This window comes from Trinickia terrae, assembly GCF_005144415.1.
In the GTDB taxonomy this organism is placed as follows: domain Bacteria; phylum Pseudomonadota; class Gammaproteobacteria; order Burkholderiales; family Burkholderiaceae; genus Trinickia_A; species Trinickia_A terrae.
In genome coordinates this window covers 185,768-204,879 of sequence record NZ_SWJE01000008.1, presented here as the reverse complement: position 1 = coordinate 204,879, position 19,112 = coordinate 185,768, and the positions used below count along the sequence as shown (strand labels likewise).

The following is a 19,112-nucleotide window of genomic DNA, read 5'->3' as shown; positions in this document are numbered from 1 at the left end:
CCATGGACCTGAGCTGAAAGAACTATATGAGGCGGGCATTTTTTGGGCTTAGCATCGCGATCCTGAGAAATCTGTCGGCGCGCGCTCATGTGCCGCGGGTGACCGAATCCCTACATTGCGAGGTTTGGATGTTTCATTGGCTTCGAAAAAAGACGGCAACGCAATGTCACGTTGCAATTGACCCCGCCGACATCTCTATAAAAATAGATTCGGGCGAAAATCTCCTGGAGGCCGTGCAAAAGCGCGGCTTCTTCGCGCCGTACAATTGCAGGGTAGGGGCTTGCAAAACCTGCCAAATCGTGGTCAAGGAAGGAAAGCCGAAATCTCTGATCGAAAGAGAATATGTTTTTTCCGAAGAGGAAATCCGCGCGGGGGCGTATCTCGCCTGTCAGCTCAAGGTCGAATCCGACATGCGGATAGAGTGGCGCGGCTTGACGGATCCCAATGTCAAGCAGCTCCCCTCGCACATGGCGACGCTGCATTCCATACAGCAAATGACCCCGCGCATTTTCCGCGTGGCCCTGCAGCTTGAAACGAGATTGCAATGGGCGCCGGGACAGTTCGCCAAGCTCATTCCGGCCGGGCAGGCCGGCACGCCCCGGTGCTATTCGCTCGTCAATAGCGGCAACGATACAACACTGATGGTCTTCGACATCACACGCTATCCCGGCGGCATGCTGTCCTCGTGGTTGACCGATCCGCAGCACATCGGCAAACAGGTTCAGGTGGAAGCGCCCTTTGGCCAGTTCGGCGAATTGCGCGCAAGCGAAAGCCCGATCGAACCGCCGCCCTTGCTGTGCATCGCCGGCGGAAGCGGGATGGGCGCCATCAACGGCATCCTGACTCATCGCCACCAATCGCATAACAAGAGGAATCCGGTGGTACTCGTGTATGGCGCACGCGACCGCTCGGAGATCTACGGCCTGAACGAGGTCGCCGACCTGGCCGGCTCGGCGAAATTCCCCTTATACAGCTGCCCGGTCCTGGACCGAGAACCGCAGGAAAGCACATGGGAAGGGCGACGGGGTTATATCGCGCACCACCTTGAAAAGATTCTCGATGAATCCAAGAGGCATAACGCCGCGTTTCAGCAACCTCTCGATATGTGGCGAATTCTATTGTGCGGCCCTTCCGTTATGGTCGAGACATCGCTGGAAGTTTTGCGCACATTCGGAGCGAGACCCGAGCATATTTCATTTGACAAATATGAGAAGCAAGTTGCCTGATTGCCGCTGCAGAATTTTATTGAGAGCATTATGTTCAAATATTTGAAACACGCGCCCCTGACCTGCCTTATCGTACCGGCCGCCACATCGGTGCTGCTGTTTGCGCCTAAATGGGCACTTCTGATTCCGGTCGCGATTACGCTCCTCAACATCGTCATCGACGTGGGCACTCCTCCCGATACGGAAGTCCCCAGCTATAAGCATCTCTGGATATTGGATAGCTGGGTCTACCTATATATTCCAATCATCAGCCTCTATTTTTTCTCGCTGTTCTGGCTGGTGTCACCGGTGGATTTTCTCGGTTTCGGCAAGGCGGTGCACGACGCGATCGGTGTCGACATCGTGCGGATCAAGGCGGAGGCCGGCCTGCGCGGTGCGCTGGCCGGCACGTTCGCGGTGGGCTACGTGCTCTCGTCCAACCATCTCTATGCGCATGAATTGGTTCATCGCACGAACAACAGGGTTGCGGTGATCATGGGCCGTTGGCTGCTGGCCATGTCCGGCGATGCGCAGTTTTCGATCTCCCACGTCTACGCGCATCACGTCCATGTCGGCACCGCGGCCGATTCCGCCACCGCGCGCAGAGGCGAATCGGTGTATCGCTTTTTCGTCCGCTCGAGCCTGGGGCAATACAAAGAGTCCTGGAATCTCGAAGTGGCGCGCCTGCGCGTCAAGGGATACTCGGCCTTCGGCTGGCGCAACCGCGTACTGACGGGCCTCTTGATGTCCCTGGCATATGCGCTGTTCGCCTATGCCGCGGCCGGCGTCACGGGCGTGCTGATCTACCTGGTCATCGCGGTCTCCGCGAAGTTCATCTTCGAAGTCGTCAACTATATCGAGCACTACGGCGTGGTACGCGTGCCGGGAACGCCGGTCATGCCTCGGCACAGTTGGGACTGCAACCGCCGGTTCGCCTCCAACGCCCTGTTGAACCTGGCGCGGCATGCCGACCATCACGCCAATGCCCAGAAAAAATACTGGCAGTTGCACTCGCACGAAACCCCCTTGCAACTGCACTACGGCTATATCGCGACCATCGTCGTCGCCATGATTCCCGTGTGGTGGCATCGGTTCGCGGTCAAGCAACTAATCGAATGGGACGCTCGATCAGCGACGCCCGGCGAAAGAATGCTGGCGAAGCAGGCGAATCTGGTGAGCCGTCACCCGCTGTTCCTCAAATTCTGACTGCGCGTTTACGAATAAGAACAGGCTCGCTCGCCGCGCGAACCTTGAATTCTCGTAAACCCCAATTCTATTGCTGTGTGTTCATCGGAAGAATCGGCCAATATATCCGGGAATATCTTCACCACTCCCGCAACACCCCTTCTGGACCATATGAAAATCCCATCGGATTTGATCAAGCTGGAGCGCCGGATCGGCGAAAACATTGCCGAGTATTTTTCGACTCACAGCCCCGAGAATTCCACCCTGCTGCTCGACAGCACAGGCCCCAGCTTCACGCGGCAGTACATCGTCCTGAACAAAATCGGCCTGGACAGGCTGTTTTCGTTCAACGAAATCCATGCATTTTCCGGCGCGGTTTATGCGTTGTTCGGCTATATCGCATTCATGACCGAGCAAAATTCCGTAGGCATCGACGCGCTATGCCAGCCCGACGCGGAGCGAGTTTTCCGCGATCAACATCACTCGGGTCTGTTCTCCGGCCTGAGATCGGTCTCGAAAATGCTGGTCGGGCGCCCGGCCTTCAATTCCATCACCCCCTTGATCGCCTCCCTGGAATATATTTTCGGCGATTTCGTGAACCAGCCCTTCTCGGCCTTTCCAGAAAACATCCATATCTACCTGGCAAAATCGAAGGACGCCCCGCTTCTGGTGCTCAGCAACAACGATCGCTGCACGCCGGAGCTGCAACCGCTGCGCCAGGCGCCAATCAAACACGTCATCGCGATGTCGGCCAACGTGCCGATGCTCTATGGCGGCGCCCGGGCCAACGTGCCCTACTTCGACCCGGTATACACCAGGCAATATTTACCTACCCTCAAGAAAATCGGCGCGACAAATAACCAGGTGCTCGTCTCGACCCCGTGGCGCTCCGGACAGAAAGAGAACAAGTACTACCTGAACTGCTATCCGCAGGGAAATCCGCGCTGGCTGATGCTCAAGGATCTAGCTCGCCTGGTCGGTGCGCAGAAAAATGTTTGCTGGAGCCGGGATATTTACACCGCCTTCCGCCATGCCCCCGAGGTTCAGGTTTGAGTTGATTTTATATATGGCCTGCGTGCGGTTACTGACCTGCAGCTTGATCAGGATTTTCTGCACATGATTTTTAATGGTGGGAACGGCGACACCCAGGATTTTAGATATTTCGTAATTTGTCTTTCCGATTCCGATCCACTTCAAGATTTCCTGTTCTCTCGGCGTCAGCAGGCTCATGTACTGCTGGCGCTCTGCCCGCGTCGATTTCGATTCCAGTTGGAATAATATATTCCCGAGCATCCTGGCAATCACTATCATGCTTTTGGAAAAACCTTCTTCCTGATCACACTGAATTTTCGGGTCCGTGATGCAAAAATAGCTGAACTGCTCCCCGTGAATATCGCAGCTGACCGCGACCACGACCTTCCCGAATCCGTGCTTCTTGAAGATAATTTTCCACAGGGAATCCTGGTCCGCATCGTCGGTCAGCGCGACCTTGATCGTCGGCACATCGTTACGTTTCCAGTCCCTCAGCAACGGCACCGAATGAACAGCGTCCTTCAGGTTGAATATCTGCAGCAGGGTCTGCGGGAAGGTGTCGGAAACGAACTGAGGTGTCAAGGAAAACACGGGTTTTCTTTTGCAAACAGCCATCAATACGCTGCTCGGCCGGCACATTGCGTTGATATGCTTATCCACCCACTGCGCAAGATGGGCCTTGCTGGTAATACTTACCAAATCCTCAATTGCCTGCGCCATTTTGAAATTGTCCATATATCTATATTTCTACATTAAGGATGACTTTCAAAACATCCGCGCGACCGGATGTTCAAGAATCTGCGCAACGGGCCCGGCCGAGATGAGAAATGCCGCAATCTGAAAACCCCGTACGCATCGGCGTACCTTTTTCGGTGAGGGAAGATCCGGCAGCCCTGGGTAAGCGCCGCGCGACAGCGCCACGTGCGCAACTCGGGCTCGTAGAGGATCGACTGGCTGTCCTGGCCGGCAATGCGGGCCGCCGCGACGAGCCCTGAGATCTCGCGCACGCCCGCGACGATGTTGCCACGCCGCGCGTCGCCCGGCAGAGCGAAACGCCCAGCTTGCCAAACAACGCCTGGCGTGAAATGGACATGATGGTCTTTTATTGTTCACCACGGTCAAGCGCGGCGAATCCCGCTTCACCTATCTGAACTCCGGCATGGAGACTGGACTGGATGAACCCGGAACGCTCGACGCACCTCTCTCGCCGATTCGTTATAACAGCCTGTTCGAAGCGGGAGCGGCATTATCCACACGAAATCGAGGCGCCGTCAACGGATACGCCGCTGTTGCGGTGCGCGCCTTTGCGGCCGGAAACGATTCCAAAAGAGTTTGGATTTTTTATATTTGACTTTGCCTGGAATTTATTGCCACCTTCGCACATCGACCACTATTGCGTCTCGTTTTCTCGTGCCCCACGCTGCTAAACCGTAGGCAGTGTGCAGGGACACGAGTGAAAGCCGAGCAACAGTCGTGTGCGGGCAAGGGGATCGCATCCTGAGTCGCAACAGATCAGGCACGATGGCGCTGCCCATGGGCACGATCAAGCGTGCCGAGTTGCCTACGTGAACTGCGGCGGGATCTTGTAGCCAATTAGGCAGTGAGTTTCGTGTCTAGATTAACGGAATCCAGCACGACGCATGGGAAAAACAGTCGCCGGTTTGGCATCGTGAAAGGAGTCGCGCGTCATTTGGCCTTGGCGGAAGCCGAGGATAGCCAAACGGGATGCCGCGCTCAATCACACACGATGCCGGACAAACGCAGGTCAAAAACGATCGACGACGTCAATGTCAGTCGTCGTCATCGCCGTGATGCCAGCCGTGGTCGTGGCGCCAGCCGTGATGCCAGCCGTGGTCATGGTGCTCCTCCCATTCGCGGCGTTCCCAGTAGCGATGCCCGTCGTAGTAGCGGTCGTCATACCAGCCCGGCGCCACCACGACCGCCGGCTGCGGCGCGTAGATGACGGGCGGCGGCGCTTCGTAAACCGGAGCCGGCGCATACACCACGCCGGGCACGCCGATGTCCACGCCGATATCGACGTGCGCAAGCGCCACGGACGATGTCCCGATACCGGCGCCCGCAATCAATGCAATCGCAATCCAGCGGCTTCGTGTGGTGACCATGATTGGTTTTCTCGTGATAGTTGGGATTGGGCCAGCGGCGAGAGCAACGCGCCCTCTTGACGCGAACTTTATCGAGACGGCCCGAGACAGGTGTGTTTTTGTGTATCCAACGGTGTCACATGTAACTGCTGGGTCGGCGCAATTTCGCTTGCGGCGCCGGATCGGGAAACATTCCGTTTCAGAACTCGCGCAGAACTCACAAAGCGCGCGTCAACACCGCTTTCCGCTAGCGCGTTATGGAGGGGAACGGCCGAAGCTGGCCGCCATCTCGACCCGCCTAGCGCGACCCGGCGAATGGAGCAAAACATGAAGACCCCAAGCGAGGATTCCCTGCGCGGCCAAGTCGAGAAATGGCTCGCTCCAGAGCCGGCAGCGCCGGTGCGCGTCACGGCGTTCGGCCGCAGCCGTTTCGACGGCGCGCGCTACGTATGCGTCGAAGCGCGCACGCCAGCGGGCGTGCGCGCATTGTTTTTCTTCCGGCATGGGGACGGGAGCTGGCGCGTCTATCCGCCCGCGGCGAACGGCAAGAACAAGAGGCCGGCCGCGGCGCGCTCGATCGAGCAGACCGAGGCGGCAATTCACGCACTCATCGCCGCGCCGACAGAAGCCCAAAGCGTGCGCAGCTCGTCCGCCGTGGGCGGCCTTCCGCAGTTCATATGAAATCGAAGCGCAGACGCCGCTTCAGGCTTCTTGCGCTCCGACAAGCGCCGCGCAAGCAGCTCGAGAAACACCGGCAGGTGCTCGCCGCCGTGCAGGTTCAAGAATTCGCCGACCGTCTCCGCGATCGCCGATTCGAGCGTTGCGTAAGACAGCGTGCTCGCCAGATGCGAAGCGCCGCGCGCCAGGTCCAGCTCGTAGCGCGCATCGCACTGCGCCAGTTCCGATGCGCGATGTGACCGTTGCATTCTGCTCATATCGTTCTCTCAGGGTTCAACGTTGCTTTTGGCCGTGATTCCCGGCGTCTCGCGACCAGCGCGCATGCTGCGCGCGGCGGCGCTTGAAGCAAACGATAACGGGCAGGCGTGTTATCCATGTGTGCGGATGTAACGAGACGTGTCGCTCGTGTAACGCGCGACGCATTTGCCGGCGATGCATGTCTCTCCGGGATCCCGGCACGCGTCGGCTCTTGAGCGTTGGGGCGATCGGCGGTGTAAAGCGCATACCCTGCTGCCGTCGGGTACGAATCCGGCTTCAGATATTTGCTTACAAGTGTGACGCCCGGAGGCGCATTTCAGATTCATGCCGACGCTATAGTGAGTCGCACCGAAGCACCGGATAGGAGGACGCCATGCACCATTCATCGAACGCGGCGAAATCGAAGTCGACTCGTATTCGTGCGCTCCTGGCCGTCGGCGCTGTCGCGTTGACCGCCGCATGCGGAACCGGCATCGCGGCCTTTGCCGGACTGCTGCCCGAGTCGAAGGGCGTGGCCCTCGCCATGACGACGACACCTTTGATCGACGTACAGGTTGCCGCGCCGGCTCATGTGAGCCGCCAATTCGTCTCGTACCCCGGGCACGCCACGTTCGCCGTCGAGCAAGCGGCGCGAATCGATTGCCGGCCGGCCGGCGCGGGCGGATTCTTCGCGCGCGATGCGTCGTTCCCGCAGTCAGCGACGCCCACGCCCTCGGCGCTTGCACCCAACGTGTAGCCGATCGGGCCTAGCTCGACGGCTTGCACCGGAACCGTTCGCGATACTGCAGCGGCGTGACGCCAAGGCGCTTCGCGAACACGGCCCGCATCCGGTCGGCGATGCCAAAGCCGCTTTCCCATGCGACCACCTTCAGCGGCGCATCGCCGCTCTCGAGCATCTGCCGCGCCGCGTCGAGCCGTGCGCGCTCGACGAACGCATGCGGCGTCACGTTCGTTTCCTGCACGAAAACACGGGCGAAATTACGTGCGCTCATGCCCGCCACGCCGGCGAGCTGGCGAACCGTGAACTTGTCGCGGATGTTCGCCATCACATGCGCCTGCACTTTGGCGATCGGCGAGGCATCGTCGGCAGGCGCCGTCAGGTACGGACTGAACTGCGACTGCCCGCCCTGCCGCTGAGCGAAGACCACGAGACGCTTGGCCACCGCGAGCGCCGTGCGCGCGCCGTGGTCCTCAGCGACGAGCGCGAGCGAAAGATCGATGCCGGCCGTCACGCCCGCGGACGTCATGAGCCGCTCGTCGCGCAGATAGATGCTGTCGAAGTCGACGCGCGCACGCGGAAACCGGTCCGCAAGCTGCTGGGCATGCTGCCAATGCGTCGTCACGCGGCGTTCGTTCAGCAGCCCCGCGTGGCCCAGCGCGAACGCTCCCGTGCAGATCGACCCATAGCGCTCGCAGCGCGACGCCACGCCTCTAAGCCATTCCGTCAGCAGCGGATCGGGCGGTGCGTCCGGCAGCGCCGGTCCGCCCGCCACGAGCGCCAGATCGAAAGGCCGCGCGCGCTCGTCCTGCGTCGCTTCGAACGTCGCATCGGGCACGAGCGTCATGCCGTTCGAAGCACGCAGCGCGGACAGCGACGCCGCCAGCAGCGTCACCACGTAATGATCGCCGGGCGCGAGAAAACCATTGGCTTCCGAAAGGACATCGATCGGGCCGGCGACGTCGAGCGCCTGCACGCCGGGAAAAATTGCAATCGCCACTGATTTCATGGTTGCGGAGCCTCGAATCACGCGTTCCGCTACAAGCGGAATCGGAAGCGGCGGGGATGCCCCCCGGATGCCCGATCGGCAGCGGCAGCGGCAGCAAACGCCGTGCGCTTGGCAGTCTTCAAAGGTCGTCTTGCGTTGTCGGCCGCCGGCGGTTCGCCAATACTCGACTGCACCGACAACGCAGGAGCATCTGGTCGAGCAGCATATCAAACGCGCGCCGACCGCAGGGGCTCCGTCATCCCCGAGGACTTCGCACCATGAGCACCACAATCGCCGGCATCAAGATCCCCGACAGCGCAATGGCTCGCGCGGCAACCGAGTTCGTTCGCGACACCGAGCCCGACCTCCTCTATCACCACTCGCGCCGCGTGTTCCTGTTCGGCGCGCTGACCGGCGAGCGGCAGGGGCTCAAGTACGATCCCGAGCTGCTCTATATCGGCGCGATGTTTCATGACGTCGGGCTCGTCGAGGCCTATAGCAGCAAGACCGAACGTTTCGAAGTCGACGGCGCGAACGCGGCGCGCGACTTTCTCGAGCAGCACGGCGTGAACGGATACGACATCGAGCAGGTGTGGGCGTCGATCGCCCTGCACACGACGCCGGGCATTCCGAAGCACATGAAGCCGGTAGTCGCGCTCGTCACGGCGGGCGTCGAAATGGACGTGCTCGGCCTCGCCTACGATGAATTCACGGAATCGCAGCGCACCCAGGTCGTCGCCGCGCATCCGCGCGTGGAGACGTTCAAGAACGACATCATCGACGCCTTCGCAGGCGGCACCATCCACAAGCCCGAGACGACGTTCGGCAACGTGAAGGCCGACGTGCTCGCGCTGCGCGACCCGGCCTACAAGCGGCTGAACTTCTGCGAGATCATTCTCGGCTCCAAGTGGGACGATAATCGCGGACATGCGCACGGCGCCGGATGCGGATGTCGCGATCAGGGGTGAAATCACTCATCGTTTCCCCCTATCAATGGAGTGACCCTTTCCGCCGTATACGCATTGGGCGTGCTGCAACCCGGAGCCGGCGCCAAAGCAGCTCTCACGATGCGGGCCAACGATGCCAGGCAGGCTGTCCCTTCTCGATCGGATACTCGCGACGCCGCAGTCGGGCAGCAGCGGCGTCAGCGCGCCCATTCGCGCGTCGCTGCTATCGACGCTGTTCGGGAACACACGCTCGCTCTGGATGTCGGGCACCGCCGGCTCGTTCGTCGCGCTCATCGCGCTCCTGCGCCTGCACCAGCCCTGGGCCGCGATGTGGCTCGCCGTCGATCTCGCGCTGTTCGCCACGCGGCTCGCCATCATCGGCAGCTACGTCGCGCACAACCGCGTCGAGCCGGTCCCCCCCGAGCCCTGGGCCGCGCGCTACGCGCCGGTCTCGCTGCTCTACTGCCTTGCGCTCGGCGCGGGCACGATGGGTTGCGTGATGTCGCCCGATGCCGAGATGGCCTCGCTCGCGACAATGGTCACGGCGGGCATCCTGGGGGGCATCGCCTCGCGCAACGCGGCCCTGCCGCGTCTTGCCGTTACCCAGATCTGCCTCGGCGCGCTGCCGATCGGCGTGGGCGCCCTGCTCGCGCCGCGCAGCTCGGCCTGGATCCTCGTGCCACCGCTCTTTCTCTACATCGGCGGGATGGCCGCGGTCGTGAGGCGGCACTACGACGGCTTCGTCGCGCTCATGACGGCGGAGCAAAAGCACGCCGAGCTCGCGGGCCGCTTCGATGCCGCCCTCACGCATATGCCGCACGGGCTCTGCACCATCGACGATGCCGGGAAGGTCGTGATCGCCAACCGGCGGACCGCCGAGCTGTTCGGCACGACCGTCGAGATGCTGAGGCTCAACGTGCCGCTGCCCGAGTTCATCGGGCACGTGAGCCTGGACAAGTTCGGCGAGACGTTGAGGGCGCAGCTCGTCGAGCGCTGCACGGCGTGGCTCGCGGAGGAGCGCGCACCGCTCGGCCTCTCGCTCGACGACGGCCGCGAGCTCGAGATGACGCGCAACCCGGTGCCCGACGGCAGCGCCGTCATCATCATCGAGGACGTGACCGAGCGCCGCCGGACCGAGGCGAAGATCCTGCACCTCGCGCGGCACGATCCGCTCACGGGCCTGCCGAACCGCCGCGAGCTGAGCGACCGGCTCGATCTGTTGCTGCTGTCGCGCGCCGCGAACCGGCAGGAGCCGCCGCTCGCGGTGATGTACCTGGACCTCGACGGCTTCAAGCAGGTCAACGACACCCTCGGCCACCACGCGGGCGACGAAGTGCTGGCGGCCGTGGCGGGCCGCCTGCGGGCGATGCTGCGCAGCGGGGAGCTCGTAGCGCGGCTTGGCGGCGACGAATTCGCCGTCGTTGCCGAGGACGCGAGGCCGGCGGCGAGCGAAGCGCTTGCCGCGCGCCTGATACAGCGGCTATCGGAGCCGTACTTCCTGTCGACGGGCGAGACGGTCGGCATCGGCACGAGCATCGGCATTGCGTTCGCCGTTCACGGCGACACCTTCCAGCGGCTGATGCGGCGCGCCGACGCCGCCCTCTATGACGCCAAGACGGCGGGTAAAGGGCGGTTCCGTTTCCATGGGGAATCGGCGCCGTGCCGGGGCAACGCTATCGAACCGCTCGACTGCGACCGGCTCGCTTAGGGCCTGTTCGCGCTAATAACAGGCCCTAGCAACGCCGGTGCTCATTCGCCGCCGAAGAAGATATCGCATTGCGACTTCGGGGTGCATCCGCGGGACTTGACGCCGCCCGAGGCGCTGCGCGTATCGCCGACGCCGCCAAAGGACGTGTCCGAGCCGGTCTGTGCCGACGTATCCGCGTTCTGCATCATGGTCGCCTGTCCCTGCGACTGCTGCTGATCCTGCGGCTGCGGCTGCGTCTCCGCGGCGCTCACGGCGCCTGCCGCGGCCAGCAGCAAAGCCGCGCTCAAAGGCCATACAAAGCGTGATTTCATTTTCAGACTCCTTTCATAGACGCGCACGCCCCTCGTCGACGTGGCGTGCGACGGCCAGGGAAATTGGATGTTCTCGTTTGTAATGGAGGGCGCCAGAGCGGGACGCTGAAACCGGGCCTCGACTCATGAACGCGCATGCAGCACCGCTAATGCCGAATGGCGGATTAGCACTGGCGGACGCGTGCGCAAGCGGCGCTCGGAAATCCGCCGATGAGGACTTTGTGAGTCCGCGAACGCTAAGCAGATGGCGCTGCGTCAATAAATATAGGCGGCGCAGCAGGAAAAAACCGACAAACGTGCAGCACCGTCAACAATTTGTCATATGCGCCGCCATTGCGCGTTAAACAGCCCGATACATGCAGGATTCGTCGCCACCCGGCTCTGTATTGCAAAAAAAAGCCATGGTTTGCTGCTGTTTCCGCCGGCATGCGAACGCTACCCTTCTCCGCACGGGGTGGGTATCCCCCGTCATCACGGAGAAAAACATGGATACGCGCGATTCAGCCGCTCAACGAGGTTCGACATCGTCGACAATCAGACTGCACTCCCACCAAACGCTCACCATTTCGCTGCCTCGCAATACCCGGCTAGTTGCCACCGATGGGGCCGTGCAACTGTCGTTCGTCGACCCTGCGCTCGACTGGCTCGGCGAAGCCGCGCCGATTAACCGATTGAGATTGAACGAAGGCGATTCATACGTGGTCGAGCAGTCCTGCTATGCAACCGTATCCGGCGCATCGACCGGCGTGGCCGCCATTCATATCGAGCAGATTGCCGTCCCAAGCGTCCTGAAGCGGGTGCGCGCGTGGATTACGCATCGCGCGATGCCTGATCGCACCAGCGCGACGCCGCAAAAGGCCCGCTAACGCGCCCTGGTCCTTAGTCCCGCGTCTGATTGACCCACTGCTGCACACTCGGCCGCGACCATTGGCGCTCGACGTAGCGCGCCACCTTCAGCGGCACCGCATCGCCGCACGCAACCAGCCGGTTTAGCATCAACGCGAAATCGGTATCCGCGATGCACCAATCGCCGAATACGCCGTAGCGGTCATCGCGGATCAGTTGATCCGCTGCCGACAGCAGCTTCTCACACGCCAGCTGTGCCGCGTCCGACAACGGCTTCACCGGCTCCGGAAAATAGATCCGGTCGGCCGGCCGCTCGCTTTTCAGCGGCATGAAATCGCTGCGAATCCATGCCTGCAACTGGCGTGCACGCGCGCGCGCTTCGCGGTCGGCGGGCAGCACGGTCGCGTAATTCGGTGCCGGATACACCTCGTCGAGATACTCGGCGATCGCCGACGACTCAGACAACGTAAAGTCGCCATGCATCAGTGTCGGCACGCGGCGCGTCAGCGAAATCTCGCGATACGCCGAACCATGCTGCTGTTTGTTCTTCAGGTCGACGGTGCGGATCTCGAAGTCGAGGCCTTTCTCCTTCAGCGCGACGAACGCGGACATGGCGAACGCGCTGACGTAGTCTGCGCCGACATACAGATAGATCGAATTCAGGGTCATGATTTTCCTTTCCGGTTGACTGGAACAAAAGCTTTCATATCCGACGCAGCACAGGCCGTTCGCGCGCGTCGGCAACACGTTTGCGCCCCGCGCCGGTTCAACTGTTCGCGCGCGCCCTTTCGGCCTGCGCCGCGCCTCGCCACAGGACCGCGATGCCGGCGAGCACCAGCAGCGCGAGCGTGCTCCACGCCGTGCCGTAGTCGAAGCGGTCGACGATCACGCCGAAAATCGGCGGCATGATGCAGATCGCGACCATGTTCAGCGTCATCGAAAAGCTGATCGTCGATGCGACCACGGTCTTCGGCGCCATCTCGGCGATCTGCAGCAGATACAGCGGATACCAGCCGACGCCGAACAGACCGACCACGCAGAAGATCGCAGTCAGCGCGGCGTTCGACGTGCCGGCCGGCAGCGCCAGCAGCGACATCGTCGCCGCGATGCAGACGGCCATGCTGAACCCGAGCGAACGCACGCGGCGATTCGGCCAGAAGCGGTCGCTGACCCACGCGAGCCCCACACGCCCGACGATGCCGAGCCACTGCGATACCGAGAACAGCAGCGCGGCAGCGACCACCGAGTAGTGGAAACGCGTGGCGACGAACGGGATCGCATGCGTCGCGAACGTGTACTGGAACGTGACCATCACCGCGCCGGCCAGCATCACGGGCCAGAGCGCCGAATAGCCGGCCACCAGCTTGACGGCCTTCAGCAGGTTCGGCGGCGCGGCGGAGGGCGCGCCCGCAATGTTCCGCTCGTCGCGATGCAGCAATCCGAATAGGATGCCGCCGGCGATGCCGATCGCGCCCTGCATGGCCAGCGCGGCACGCCAGCTATAGGTCGCCGCGATCAGCGGCAGCATCATCGCGGCGACCGCAGTGCCGAGCGGCAGACCCGCCTGCCGCACACCGGTTGCCATTCCGCGCTCGCTGGGCGGAAACCAGCGGACGATAGCCCGCGTGCCGCCCGGCTGCACCGACGCATACGACGTCCCAACCAGCACGAAGAACAGCAGCAGTACGGCAAAACTCGTCGACACCACCGAGCCGGCCAGCGCCGCGGCGCCCATCATCACCATCGTGAACGCCACCACATACCGTTCGCCGAAACGGTCGATGAGCCAGCCGAGCATCAGCATCGTCACCACCTGGCCGCCGTTCAGCGCGGACACCGCCAGCGCGCTGGTGGCCTCGGACAGATGGAACGCGGTCTGCAGTGACGGGATCAGCGTGTAGATGCCTTGCGCAGTGATCGACGCCGCCGTTTGCGCAAGCGCGGCGACGCCGAGCACGATCCAGCGATACCGGTCGCCGCGATCCTGCGAGAGGTCGACTGGCGGATGATTCATCGAGCTCATGAATGGGGTCCTGTCTGTAGGGGTTGTTCGATGACTGGCGCGACCATCTCGTCGGGCCGTTCGTCAGCCGGTTCGTGGGACTTCTGGTTGCCGAGCGCGGTTTGCTGCGGCAGATTGCTCGCGCTGAACAGGATCAGCGCGGCATCCGCATCGCACTGGAACGCGTGCTCGCACCACGCCGGCACCAGCAGCAGATCGCGCGCGGCGAGCCGCACCGGATCGCGCTGCGCGCCCAGATACGCGGTGCCGCTGCCGGACTGCACGACGAACAGATGCCACCATGCATGCGCGTGCGGCCGCGTCGATGCGCCGGCCTGCACGACTTGCACGTTGACCGCGAGGCCCGGCAGGATTTCGCAGCCGGCTGCCGCGCCGTCGGCCGACAACGTGAAGGTGCCCCGCTCGCCATGCTGCGACGACGCGAGCCCTGCGGCAATCTCCGGCCACGACCACGCGACCGCGCGCGGCGCGGCATCGGCAAAATGGCTGCGGTACCGGCGATAGTCGAACAGCCGGCCATGAATAACGGTATCGGCCATCTCAGCGATCCCTCCCCGCCGGCCGGCTCGCGCGATCGGGCAGCGGGTCCTCGTGCAGGCAGAACGTATGCGGATCGTCGCCGAAACGCGGGAACGTCGTCGCGACCAGCGGATCGTGTCCGGGAATCACGTGGTCCGGACCATCGGCTAGCGCGTCGATCGTCTCGAATGCGTCCAGCACTTTCGACAGATCGTGCAGGATCGGAAATGCGCGGCGGCCGCGCACGTTCGCCCACAGATGCGCAGCATCGGCAGCCAGCACGACGTGCCCGCGGCGCGTGGCGACGCGCACGACCTGGCTGCCCGGCGTATGGCCGCCGACCAGGCACATCTCGATGCCCGGCGCGAACTCGGCCGTACCTTCATGCACGACGAGCCGGCCGTCGTACAGGATGCTCACGGCCTGCATCACGTCGTCGCGCTCGTAGATCTTGCGCAACGGCAGGTGACGCATCTCCGCGCCGGTACAGAAGCGCAGCTCGGCCCCCTGCACGTGCACGCGCGCATTCGGGAACAGGTCGAGATTGCCCGCGTGGTCCCAGTGCAGGTGCGTAACGATCACGTCGCGCACCGTGGCAGGATCGATGCCAAGACCGGCGAGTGCGTCGCCGGCCGAGCGCATCATCTGCCGGTCGCGGCGCAAGCCGGTCGACACCGGAAACGCCGTGTCAACAATCACCGTCCGCGCGGCATCGCGAATCACCCAAAAGAAATAGTCGAGCGGCATCGACGCATCGGGCGGACCGCAGCATGCGTCGAAGAAGAAGCTTTCACGCGCGGTCCGTTGCGCGTTGCTGCCGATACGAAGCGCGTACACCTCGTAATACGGTGTCGTCAGGTCCGTCATGATCCTGCTCCGAAAGAGAGTTGAGCGATGCAGCGGCCAATGCGCGGTCAATGCGCAGGCTGCGCGGCGCCGGCAAATTCGAAATTGAGCTCGCCGAGAATGCCGAGCTCGTCGGCAAGCCGGTGCAAGCCGCTGTAGTCGCGCGTCAACGCGCTTTCGCGGCCGGGCTGGCGGCAATCGCAGATGATGTCGACCCCGTTCGGCACCTTCAGCTGCTGCAGGATCGCCTCCCACATCGAGAAATCCTGCGCGACGAACGCACGCAGGGCGAACGGCAGCGTCGCGACAAAAAACGCTTTCTGCTTCGGGTTCAGCCGGTGAAACACCACCTTGCTGATTTCGCCGAGCGTCTTGCTGTGCGCATATTCGTCGCGATTGTGCAATTGCGCGACGCTGCGGTTTTGCGGCTGAATCGTCTCGTCGTCGGCGAGGATGTCGAGAAACGCGTTGACGCTGATCTCCGCGACCGTCGCGAATGCGACGGCGGCAAGCTGCTTCTCCCACGGCTCGACCAGCGTCGCCTTCAGCGCCTCGAGTTCGCGATAGGTGACCGACATCGGCAGGTCCATGTCAATGTCGATCTGCCGCTGGCGGCGCGTGCGCTGAATCGCGCCCAGGTGCATCAGCGTGTGATAGTGCTCGTCGATCAGCGTCTGCCGGATCGACTCGGTAAACACCCAATCGTCGCCCGGCAGGATTTCGCTCGCCAGATAGTTCAGCGCCGGATTCACCACATGATCTTCCGCGGCGACCGTGCGGCGGTTGTAGCCGATCCAGCCCCAAGTGAGGATCGCATGCTTCACCGGGTCGTCGAGCCGCTGGATCGCGTCGTGCTCGAAGAACGGCACGAGCGCGACCGGATAATCCGGACGGCTCGCGTCGAACTCGCCTTCGACGCGGAATTTCGCCATGTCGCAGACGGTCGCGCGACGCGGCCATGCGTTGTTCAGTTGCGCAATCAGCGCCTTGTTTGCATTCGTCATCCCAGAGTCCCTCAATGAGCGGTTTGCAGCCAGTAGCGCGTCAAGTGGCGCTCGGGGTCCGAGAACGCGCTGCGCGAGTGAATCAGCCGGTGGTTGTCCCAGATCAGCAGATGGCCGTCCGGGATCAGCACGGGCACCGCGTGCGATTCGAAGTACGCGGCCGCCAGCGTCGCAAGGCGCACGAGCGGCGCGTTGGCGTCGGGGCGCGCGGACGCATCGTCGAGTGCGGCTTCCGACGGATTTACGTCGCCATACAAAAACTGGTTGTAGCTGAAGCGGAAGACCGGCCGGCCGCCGTCGCTGCCCATGATCGGCACGGTCAGTGTCTGCCGCGGCGTGGCGCCCGGCGCCAGCGTCGCGGCGAACGTCACCGGCGTCTCGCGGACGAACCTCTGCAGTTCCGGGTCGAGCGAGCTGCAGAACGCGACGCCGTCCGCGAGGCGCGTATGCCCTTGCCCGCACCGCGCCTGGCGATGGCAGTGCAGCGCCAGATAGCGCGGCGGCGGCGCGCCGACCGGCACCTCGGTATGCGGGCCGATGCCGTTTCGGCTCTGCGAATACGGCACTTTTTCGAAGCCGGGTTTGGCCTTCACCTCCCAGGTGTCCTGGCCGTTGTATTGCGGCACTATCGCGCCGAACTGCGCGAGCGTCGCCCGCACGCCGGGTTCGAGCGCCTGCGGCAGCAGCACGGTCCAGCCTTGCCTGTGCAGTTCGTCGCGTGCCGCATCGAGCTGCGGGGCAACCTCGGCGATGCCGATATCGAGCGTGCTATGCATGGATAGCCGCTCCTGCTGGTTGACGAACCAGGTCCGCATACGCGGACATCAGGTCGAACGTCAGCGCCGAAGGCGTGAACGCATGCTGGTCGATCCGACTGACAGGGCAGACTTCGGCGGCAGTCCCGGTCACGAAACACTCGCTGAACGTGCCCAGCTCGTCCGGCAGGATCGCGCGTTCGATCACCGTCAGATTGCGCTCGCGCGCAAGCTCGATGACGGTCTGCCGCGTGATGCCGTCGAGGAAGCAGTCCGGCGCCGGCGTATGCAGCTCGCTGTCGCGCGCGAAGAAGATGTTCGCGCTGGTCGCCTCGGCGATCCGGCCCCGCCAGTCGAGCATCAGCGCGTCCTGGAAACCGTTGTCTTCCGCGCGATGCTTGCAAAGCGTCGCGATCATGTAGTGGCTCGACGCCTTCGCCGCGAACGGACTGGACGATGGCGGCGGGCGGCGCCACGCCGCGGTTTCGAGCGTGATGCCGCGCTTCTTCGCTTCCGGATCGAAGTAGCTCGGCCAGCTCCAGCATGCGAGCGCGACATGGATGCGGCTCGCTCGCGCCGACGTCGAGATCTGCTCGGAGCCGCGCCACGCGACAGGCCGCACATAACCGTCGACAATGCCGTTCATCTCAATCAGCTTCGCCGTCGCCGCCTCGAGCTCGTCCTTCGTGTACGGCAACGCGAAATCGAGCATCGCGGCCGAGCGGTACAGCCGGTCCGTATGATCGCGCAAACGGAATACCCGGCCGGAATACACGCGCTCGCCTTCGTATACGCAGCTCGCGTAGTGGAGCCCGTGCGTGAGAACATGAATCTTCGCGCTCTTCCATTCGACGAACGCGCCGTCGAGCCAGATATGTCCTTCGCGCTGGTCGAAGGGAACGATCGGGGTGGTCATGCAAGCTCCTTATGCAGCGCTTCGCCGCGCGAAAAGATGTGAGTGAGGCCGAGACGCTGCGCTTCCGCGGACAAACCGCGCAGTTCGTCGTCATTCAGCGGAATGCCGTGTTGCGTGCGACGGGCGATCGATGCTTTCTGCGGGTCGCCGGCCACTTGCACGAGCTCGCCGTCAACAGCCGGTGTCTCGCGGATCGTCTGCATCAGCGCCGACACGCCAGCAGTGAATTCATCGAGCGAAGTGAAGCGCTCCGGATCGATCGCGATCAAGCAGTGGCCGATCTGGCGTCCGCGGTCGTACGGTTCGGCATCCAGATGCGGCAGCTGGTGATCGAACGGCATCGATGTCAGCAGACAACTAAGGATCTGCACCATCATCGCGAGACCCTGGCCTTTGTAGCCGCCCAGCGTCGCGAGCGATTCAACCCGCGCGGGATCGGTGACCGGCTGCCCGTCGCCGTCGAGCGCCCAGCCGGCCGGCAACGCGAGGCCGTTGCGGCGAAAATGCTTGACCTGCGAGTACGAGATCTGGCTCGTCGCCATGTCCAGCAGGTACAGATCGCCGCCGCGCGCCGGCGCGGCGAAGCAGATCGGGTTGGTCCCGAACATCGCGCGCTTCGCGTTGAACGGCGCCATCCGGGCGGCGGCGCTGGTCGTGACGAGGCCGACCAGCCCCTGCGACGCGATCTGCTCGCCGTACACCGACGCCGCACCGAAGTGATTCGAATTCGCCACCGCAACCACGCCAACCCCGTGTGTGCGCGCGAGGTCGCCGGCGAGTTGCGCTGCATGCGTGCCTGCGACAACGCCCAGCGCCGCATCCGCATCGATAAGCGCGGTGCCGTGAAATTGCCGCACGGCCTGCAGGTTCGGACGCGGATTGCTGCGGCCCTCGTCGAGCTCTCGCAGATACAGCGGCAAGAGGCGCACGCCGTGCGTATCGATGCCCATCAGCGACGTGCGGATCAGCCCCTGAGCGAACCATGCCGCGTGCTGTTCGCTCAGGCCGCGCTGGCGCGCCGCCGTGTCGCAGAGCTGGTGAAGCAGTTCTGCCTGAATCAGGTTCGTCATT

22 protein-coding genes are annotated in these 19,112 nt (G+C 63.1%); 9 read left to right on the top strand and 13 right to left on the bottom strand.

The features are described 5' to 3' along the window. Nucleotides 1-128 precede the first annotated feature (128 nt). The 3 genes from FAZ69_RS16000 (at nt 129) to FAZ69_RS15990 (ending at nt 3,443) form a co-directional block, all read left to right on the top strand. Nucleotides 129-1,226, top strand: coding sequence for a 2Fe-2S iron-sulfur cluster binding domain-containing protein (locus FAZ69_RS16000; RefSeq protein ID WP_169708665.1), 1,098 nt, complete (start codon nt 129-131; stop codon nt 1,224-1,226). Continuing rightward, nucleotides 1,227-2,411: an alkane 1-monooxygenase gene (locus tag FAZ69_RS15995; RefSeq protein WP_136896044.1), complete on the top strand. Its 1,185-nt coding sequence runs from the start codon at nt 1,227-1,229 to the stop codon at nt 2,409-2,411. Nucleotides 2,412-2,561: 150 nt separating this feature from the next. Beyond that, complete coding sequence (locus FAZ69_RS15990; protein ID WP_136896043.1) at nt 2,562-3,443, top strand: patatin-like phospholipase family protein; 882 nt, start codon at nt 2,562-2,564, stop codon at nt 3,441-3,443. Here the strand turns inward: FAZ69_RS15990 and FAZ69_RS15985 are convergent. Then, on the bottom strand, nt 3,354-4,157 hold the full coding sequence (locus FAZ69_RS15985) for a response regulator transcription factor (protein ID WP_136896042.1): 804 nt from the start codon (nt 4,155-4,157) through the stop codon (nt 3,354-3,356). The genes FAZ69_RS15990 and FAZ69_RS15985 overlap by 90 nt on opposite strands. 370 nt (nt 4,158-4,527) lie before the next feature. On the opposite strand from FAZ69_RS15985, the gene FAZ69_RS15980 reads away from it, so the two are divergent. Beyond that, on the top strand, nt 4,528-4,773 hold the full coding sequence (locus tag FAZ69_RS15980; protein WP_136896041.1) for a hypothetical protein: 246 nt from the start codon (nt 4,528-4,530) through the stop codon (nt 4,771-4,773). 439 nt (nt 4,774-5,212) lie between these two features. Here the strand turns inward: FAZ69_RS15980 and FAZ69_RS15975 are convergent, their stop codons facing one another. Beyond that, nucleotides 5,213-5,545, bottom strand: coding sequence for a hypothetical protein (locus FAZ69_RS15975; protein WP_136896040.1), 333 nt, complete (start codon nt 5,543-5,545; stop codon nt 5,213-5,215). Nucleotides 5,546-5,851: 306 nt separating this feature from the next. Here FAZ69_RS15975 and FAZ69_RS34575 point away from each other — a divergent pair, with 306 nt between their 5' ends. Then, nucleotides 5,852-6,205, top strand: coding sequence for a hypothetical protein (locus FAZ69_RS34575; protein WP_439654773.1), 354 nt, complete (start codon nt 5,852-5,854; stop codon nt 6,203-6,205). On the opposite strand, the gene FAZ69_RS15965 is transcribed toward FAZ69_RS34575, so the two are convergent. Further along, nucleotides 6,124-6,450, bottom strand: coding sequence for a hypothetical protein (locus tag FAZ69_RS15965; RefSeq protein ID WP_206171208.1), 327 nt, complete (start codon nt 6,448-6,450; stop codon nt 6,124-6,126). The genes FAZ69_RS34575 and FAZ69_RS15965 overlap by 82 nt on opposite strands. 383 nt (nt 6,451-6,833) lie before the next feature. On the opposite strand from FAZ69_RS15965, the gene FAZ69_RS33915 reads away from it, so the two are divergent. Next, on the top strand, nt 6,834-7,196 hold the full coding sequence (locus tag FAZ69_RS33915; RefSeq protein WP_240702257.1) for a hypothetical protein: 363 nt from the start codon (nt 6,834-6,836) through the stop codon (nt 7,194-7,196). Between the two features lie 10 nt (nt 7,197-7,206). Here the strand turns inward: FAZ69_RS33915 and FAZ69_RS15955 are convergent, their stop codons facing one another. Further along, the gene (locus FAZ69_RS15955; protein ID WP_136896039.1) at nt 7,207-8,187 is read right to left on the bottom strand and encodes a GlxA family transcriptional regulator; all 981 of its coding nucleotides are present in this window, start codon (nt 8,185-8,187) and stop codon (nt 7,207-7,209) included. Between the two features lie 257 nt (nt 8,188-8,444). Between FAZ69_RS15955 and FAZ69_RS15950 the strand changes: the two genes are divergently transcribed. After that, nucleotides 8,445-9,134, top strand: coding sequence for an HD domain-containing protein (locus tag FAZ69_RS15950; RefSeq protein ID WP_136896038.1), 690 nt, complete (start codon nt 8,445-8,447; stop codon nt 9,132-9,134). A gap of 112 nt (nt 9,135-9,246) precedes the next feature. Further along, entirely contained in the window at nt 9,247-10,821 is a 1,575-nt protein-coding gene (locus FAZ69_RS15945; RefSeq protein WP_136896037.1) for a diguanylate cyclase domain-containing protein, read from the top strand. 41 nt (nt 10,822-10,862) lie between these two features. Here FAZ69_RS15945 and FAZ69_RS15940 read toward each other — a convergent pair whose 3' ends face one another. Further along, entirely contained in the window at nt 10,863-11,132 is a 270-nt protein-coding gene (locus FAZ69_RS15940) for a hypothetical protein (protein ID WP_136896036.1), read from the bottom strand. Nucleotides 11,133-11,617: 485 nt separating this feature from the next. On the opposite strand from FAZ69_RS15940, the gene FAZ69_RS15935 reads away from it, so the two are divergent. Further along, nucleotides 11,618-11,998 (top strand): hypothetical protein, encoded by a 381-nt coding sequence (locus FAZ69_RS15935; protein WP_136896035.1) that lies wholly within the window; start codon nt 11,618-11,620, stop codon nt 11,996-11,998. A 13-nt stretch (nt 11,999-12,011) separates the two neighbouring features. On the opposite strand, the gene yfcF is transcribed toward FAZ69_RS15935, so the two are convergent. From yfcF to FAZ69_RS15895, 8 genes are all read right to left on the bottom strand, one after another. Continuing rightward, entirely contained in the window at nt 12,012-12,647 is a 636-nt protein-coding gene (gene yfcF / locus FAZ69_RS15930) for a glutathione transferase (protein WP_136896034.1), read from the bottom strand. 97 nt (nt 12,648-12,744) lie between these two features. Continuing rightward, a complete protein-coding gene (locus FAZ69_RS15925; RefSeq protein WP_136896033.1) occupies nt 12,745-14,001 on the bottom strand; it encodes an MFS transporter in 1,257 nt (418 codons plus the stop codon). Beyond that, entirely contained in the window at nt 13,998-14,540 is a 543-nt protein-coding gene (locus FAZ69_RS15920) for a cupin domain-containing protein (RefSeq protein WP_136896032.1), read from the bottom strand. Before FAZ69_RS15920 ends, FAZ69_RS15925 begins: the two co-directional genes overlap by 4 nt. A 1-nt stretch (nt 14,541) precedes the next feature. Further along, the gene (locus FAZ69_RS15915; RefSeq protein ID WP_136896031.1) at nt 14,542-15,387 is read right to left on the bottom strand and encodes an N-acyl homoserine lactonase family protein; all 846 of its coding nucleotides are present in this window, start codon (nt 15,385-15,387) and stop codon (nt 14,542-14,544) included. A gap of 47 nt (nt 15,388-15,434) precedes the next feature. Beyond that, nucleotides 15,435-16,370 (bottom strand): diiron oxygenase, encoded by a 936-nt coding sequence (locus tag FAZ69_RS15910; RefSeq protein WP_136896030.1) that lies wholly within the window; start codon nt 16,368-16,370, stop codon nt 15,435-15,437. 11 nt (nt 16,371-16,381) lie between these two features. Continuing rightward, nucleotides 16,382-17,146 (bottom strand): TauD/TfdA family dioxygenase, encoded by a 765-nt coding sequence (locus tag FAZ69_RS15905; protein ID WP_136896029.1) that lies wholly within the window; start codon nt 17,144-17,146, stop codon nt 16,382-16,384. Then, nucleotides 17,139-18,041 (bottom strand): branched-chain amino acid aminotransferase, encoded by a 903-nt coding sequence (locus FAZ69_RS15900; protein WP_136896028.1) that lies wholly within the window; start codon nt 18,039-18,041, stop codon nt 17,139-17,141. The genes FAZ69_RS15905 and FAZ69_RS15900 overlap by 8 nt, the downstream gene beginning before the upstream one ends. Further along, on the bottom strand, nt 18,038-19,111 hold the full coding sequence (locus FAZ69_RS15895) for an Ldh family oxidoreductase (protein WP_136896027.1): 1,074 nt from the start codon (nt 19,109-19,111) through the stop codon (nt 18,038-18,040). The genes FAZ69_RS15900 and FAZ69_RS15895 overlap by 4 nt, the downstream gene beginning before the upstream one ends. Nucleotide 19,112: the final 1 nt, after the last annotated feature.

Coding starts and splice junctions, on each gene's coding strand:
- FAZ69_RS16000 (WP_169708665.1), top strand. CDS start 129: ATGTTTCATTGGCTTCGAAAAAAGACGGCAACGCAATGTCACGTTGCA.
- FAZ69_RS15990 (WP_136896043.1), top strand. CDS start 2,562: ATGAAAATCCCATCGGATTTGATCAAGCTGGAGCGCCGGATCGGCGAA.
- FAZ69_RS15985 (WP_136896042.1), bottom strand. CDS start 4,157: ATGGACAATTTCAAAATGGCGCAGGCAATTGAGGATTTGGTAAGTATT.
- FAZ69_RS15975 (WP_136896040.1), bottom strand. CDS start 5,545: ATGGTCACCACACGAAGCCGCTGGATTGCGATTGCATTGATTGCGGGC.
- FAZ69_RS34575 (WP_439654773.1), top strand. CDS start 5,852: ATGAAGACCCCAAGCGAGGATTCCCTGCGCGGCCAAGTCGAGAAATGG.
- FAZ69_RS15965 (WP_206171208.1), bottom strand. CDS start 6,450: ATGCAACGGTCACATCGCGCATCGGAACTGGCGCAGTGCGATGCGCGC.
- FAZ69_RS33915 (WP_240702257.1), top strand. CDS start 6,834: ATGCACCATTCATCGAACGCGGCGAAATCGAAGTCGACTCGTATTCGT.
- FAZ69_RS15955 (WP_136896039.1), bottom strand. CDS start 8,187: ATGAAATCAGTGGCGATTGCAATTTTTCCCGGCGTGCAGGCGCTCGAC.
- FAZ69_RS15950 (WP_136896038.1), top strand. CDS start 8,445: ATGAGCACCACAATCGCCGGCATCAAGATCCCCGACAGCGCAATGGCT.
- FAZ69_RS15945 (WP_136896037.1), top strand. CDS start 9,247: ATGCCAGGCAGGCTGTCCCTTCTCGATCGGATACTCGCGACGCCGCAG.
- FAZ69_RS15940 (WP_136896036.1), bottom strand. CDS start 11,132: ATGAAATCACGCTTTGTATGGCCTTTGAGCGCGGCTTTGCTGCTGGCC.
- FAZ69_RS15935 (WP_136896035.1), top strand. CDS start 11,618: ATGGATACGCGCGATTCAGCCGCTCAACGAGGTTCGACATCGTCGACA.
- yfcF (WP_136896034.1), bottom strand. CDS start 12,647: ATGACCCTGAATTCGATCTATCTGTATGTCGGCGCAGACTACGTCAGC.
- FAZ69_RS15925 (WP_136896033.1), bottom strand. CDS start 14,001: ATGAGCTCGATGAATCATCCGCCAGTCGACCTCTCGCAGGATCGCGGC.
- FAZ69_RS15920 (WP_136896032.1), bottom strand. CDS start 14,540: ATGGCCGATACCGTTATTCATGGCCGGCTGTTCGACTATCGCCGGTAC.
- FAZ69_RS15915 (WP_136896031.1), bottom strand. CDS start 15,387: ATGACGGACCTGACGACACCGTATTACGAGGTGTACGCGCTTCGTATC.
- FAZ69_RS15910 (WP_136896030.1), bottom strand. CDS start 16,370: ATGACGAATGCAAACAAGGCGCTGATTGCGCAACTGAACAACGCATGG.
- FAZ69_RS15905 (WP_136896029.1), bottom strand. CDS start 17,146: ATGCATAGCACGCTCGATATCGGCATCGCCGAGGTTGCCCCGCAGCTC.
- FAZ69_RS15900 (WP_136896028.1), bottom strand. CDS start 18,041: ATGACCACCCCGATCGTTCCCTTCGACCAGCGCGAAGGACATATCTGG.
- FAZ69_RS15895 (WP_136896027.1), bottom strand. CDS start 19,111: ATGACGAACCTGATTCAGGCAGAACTGCTTCACCAGCTCTGCGACACG.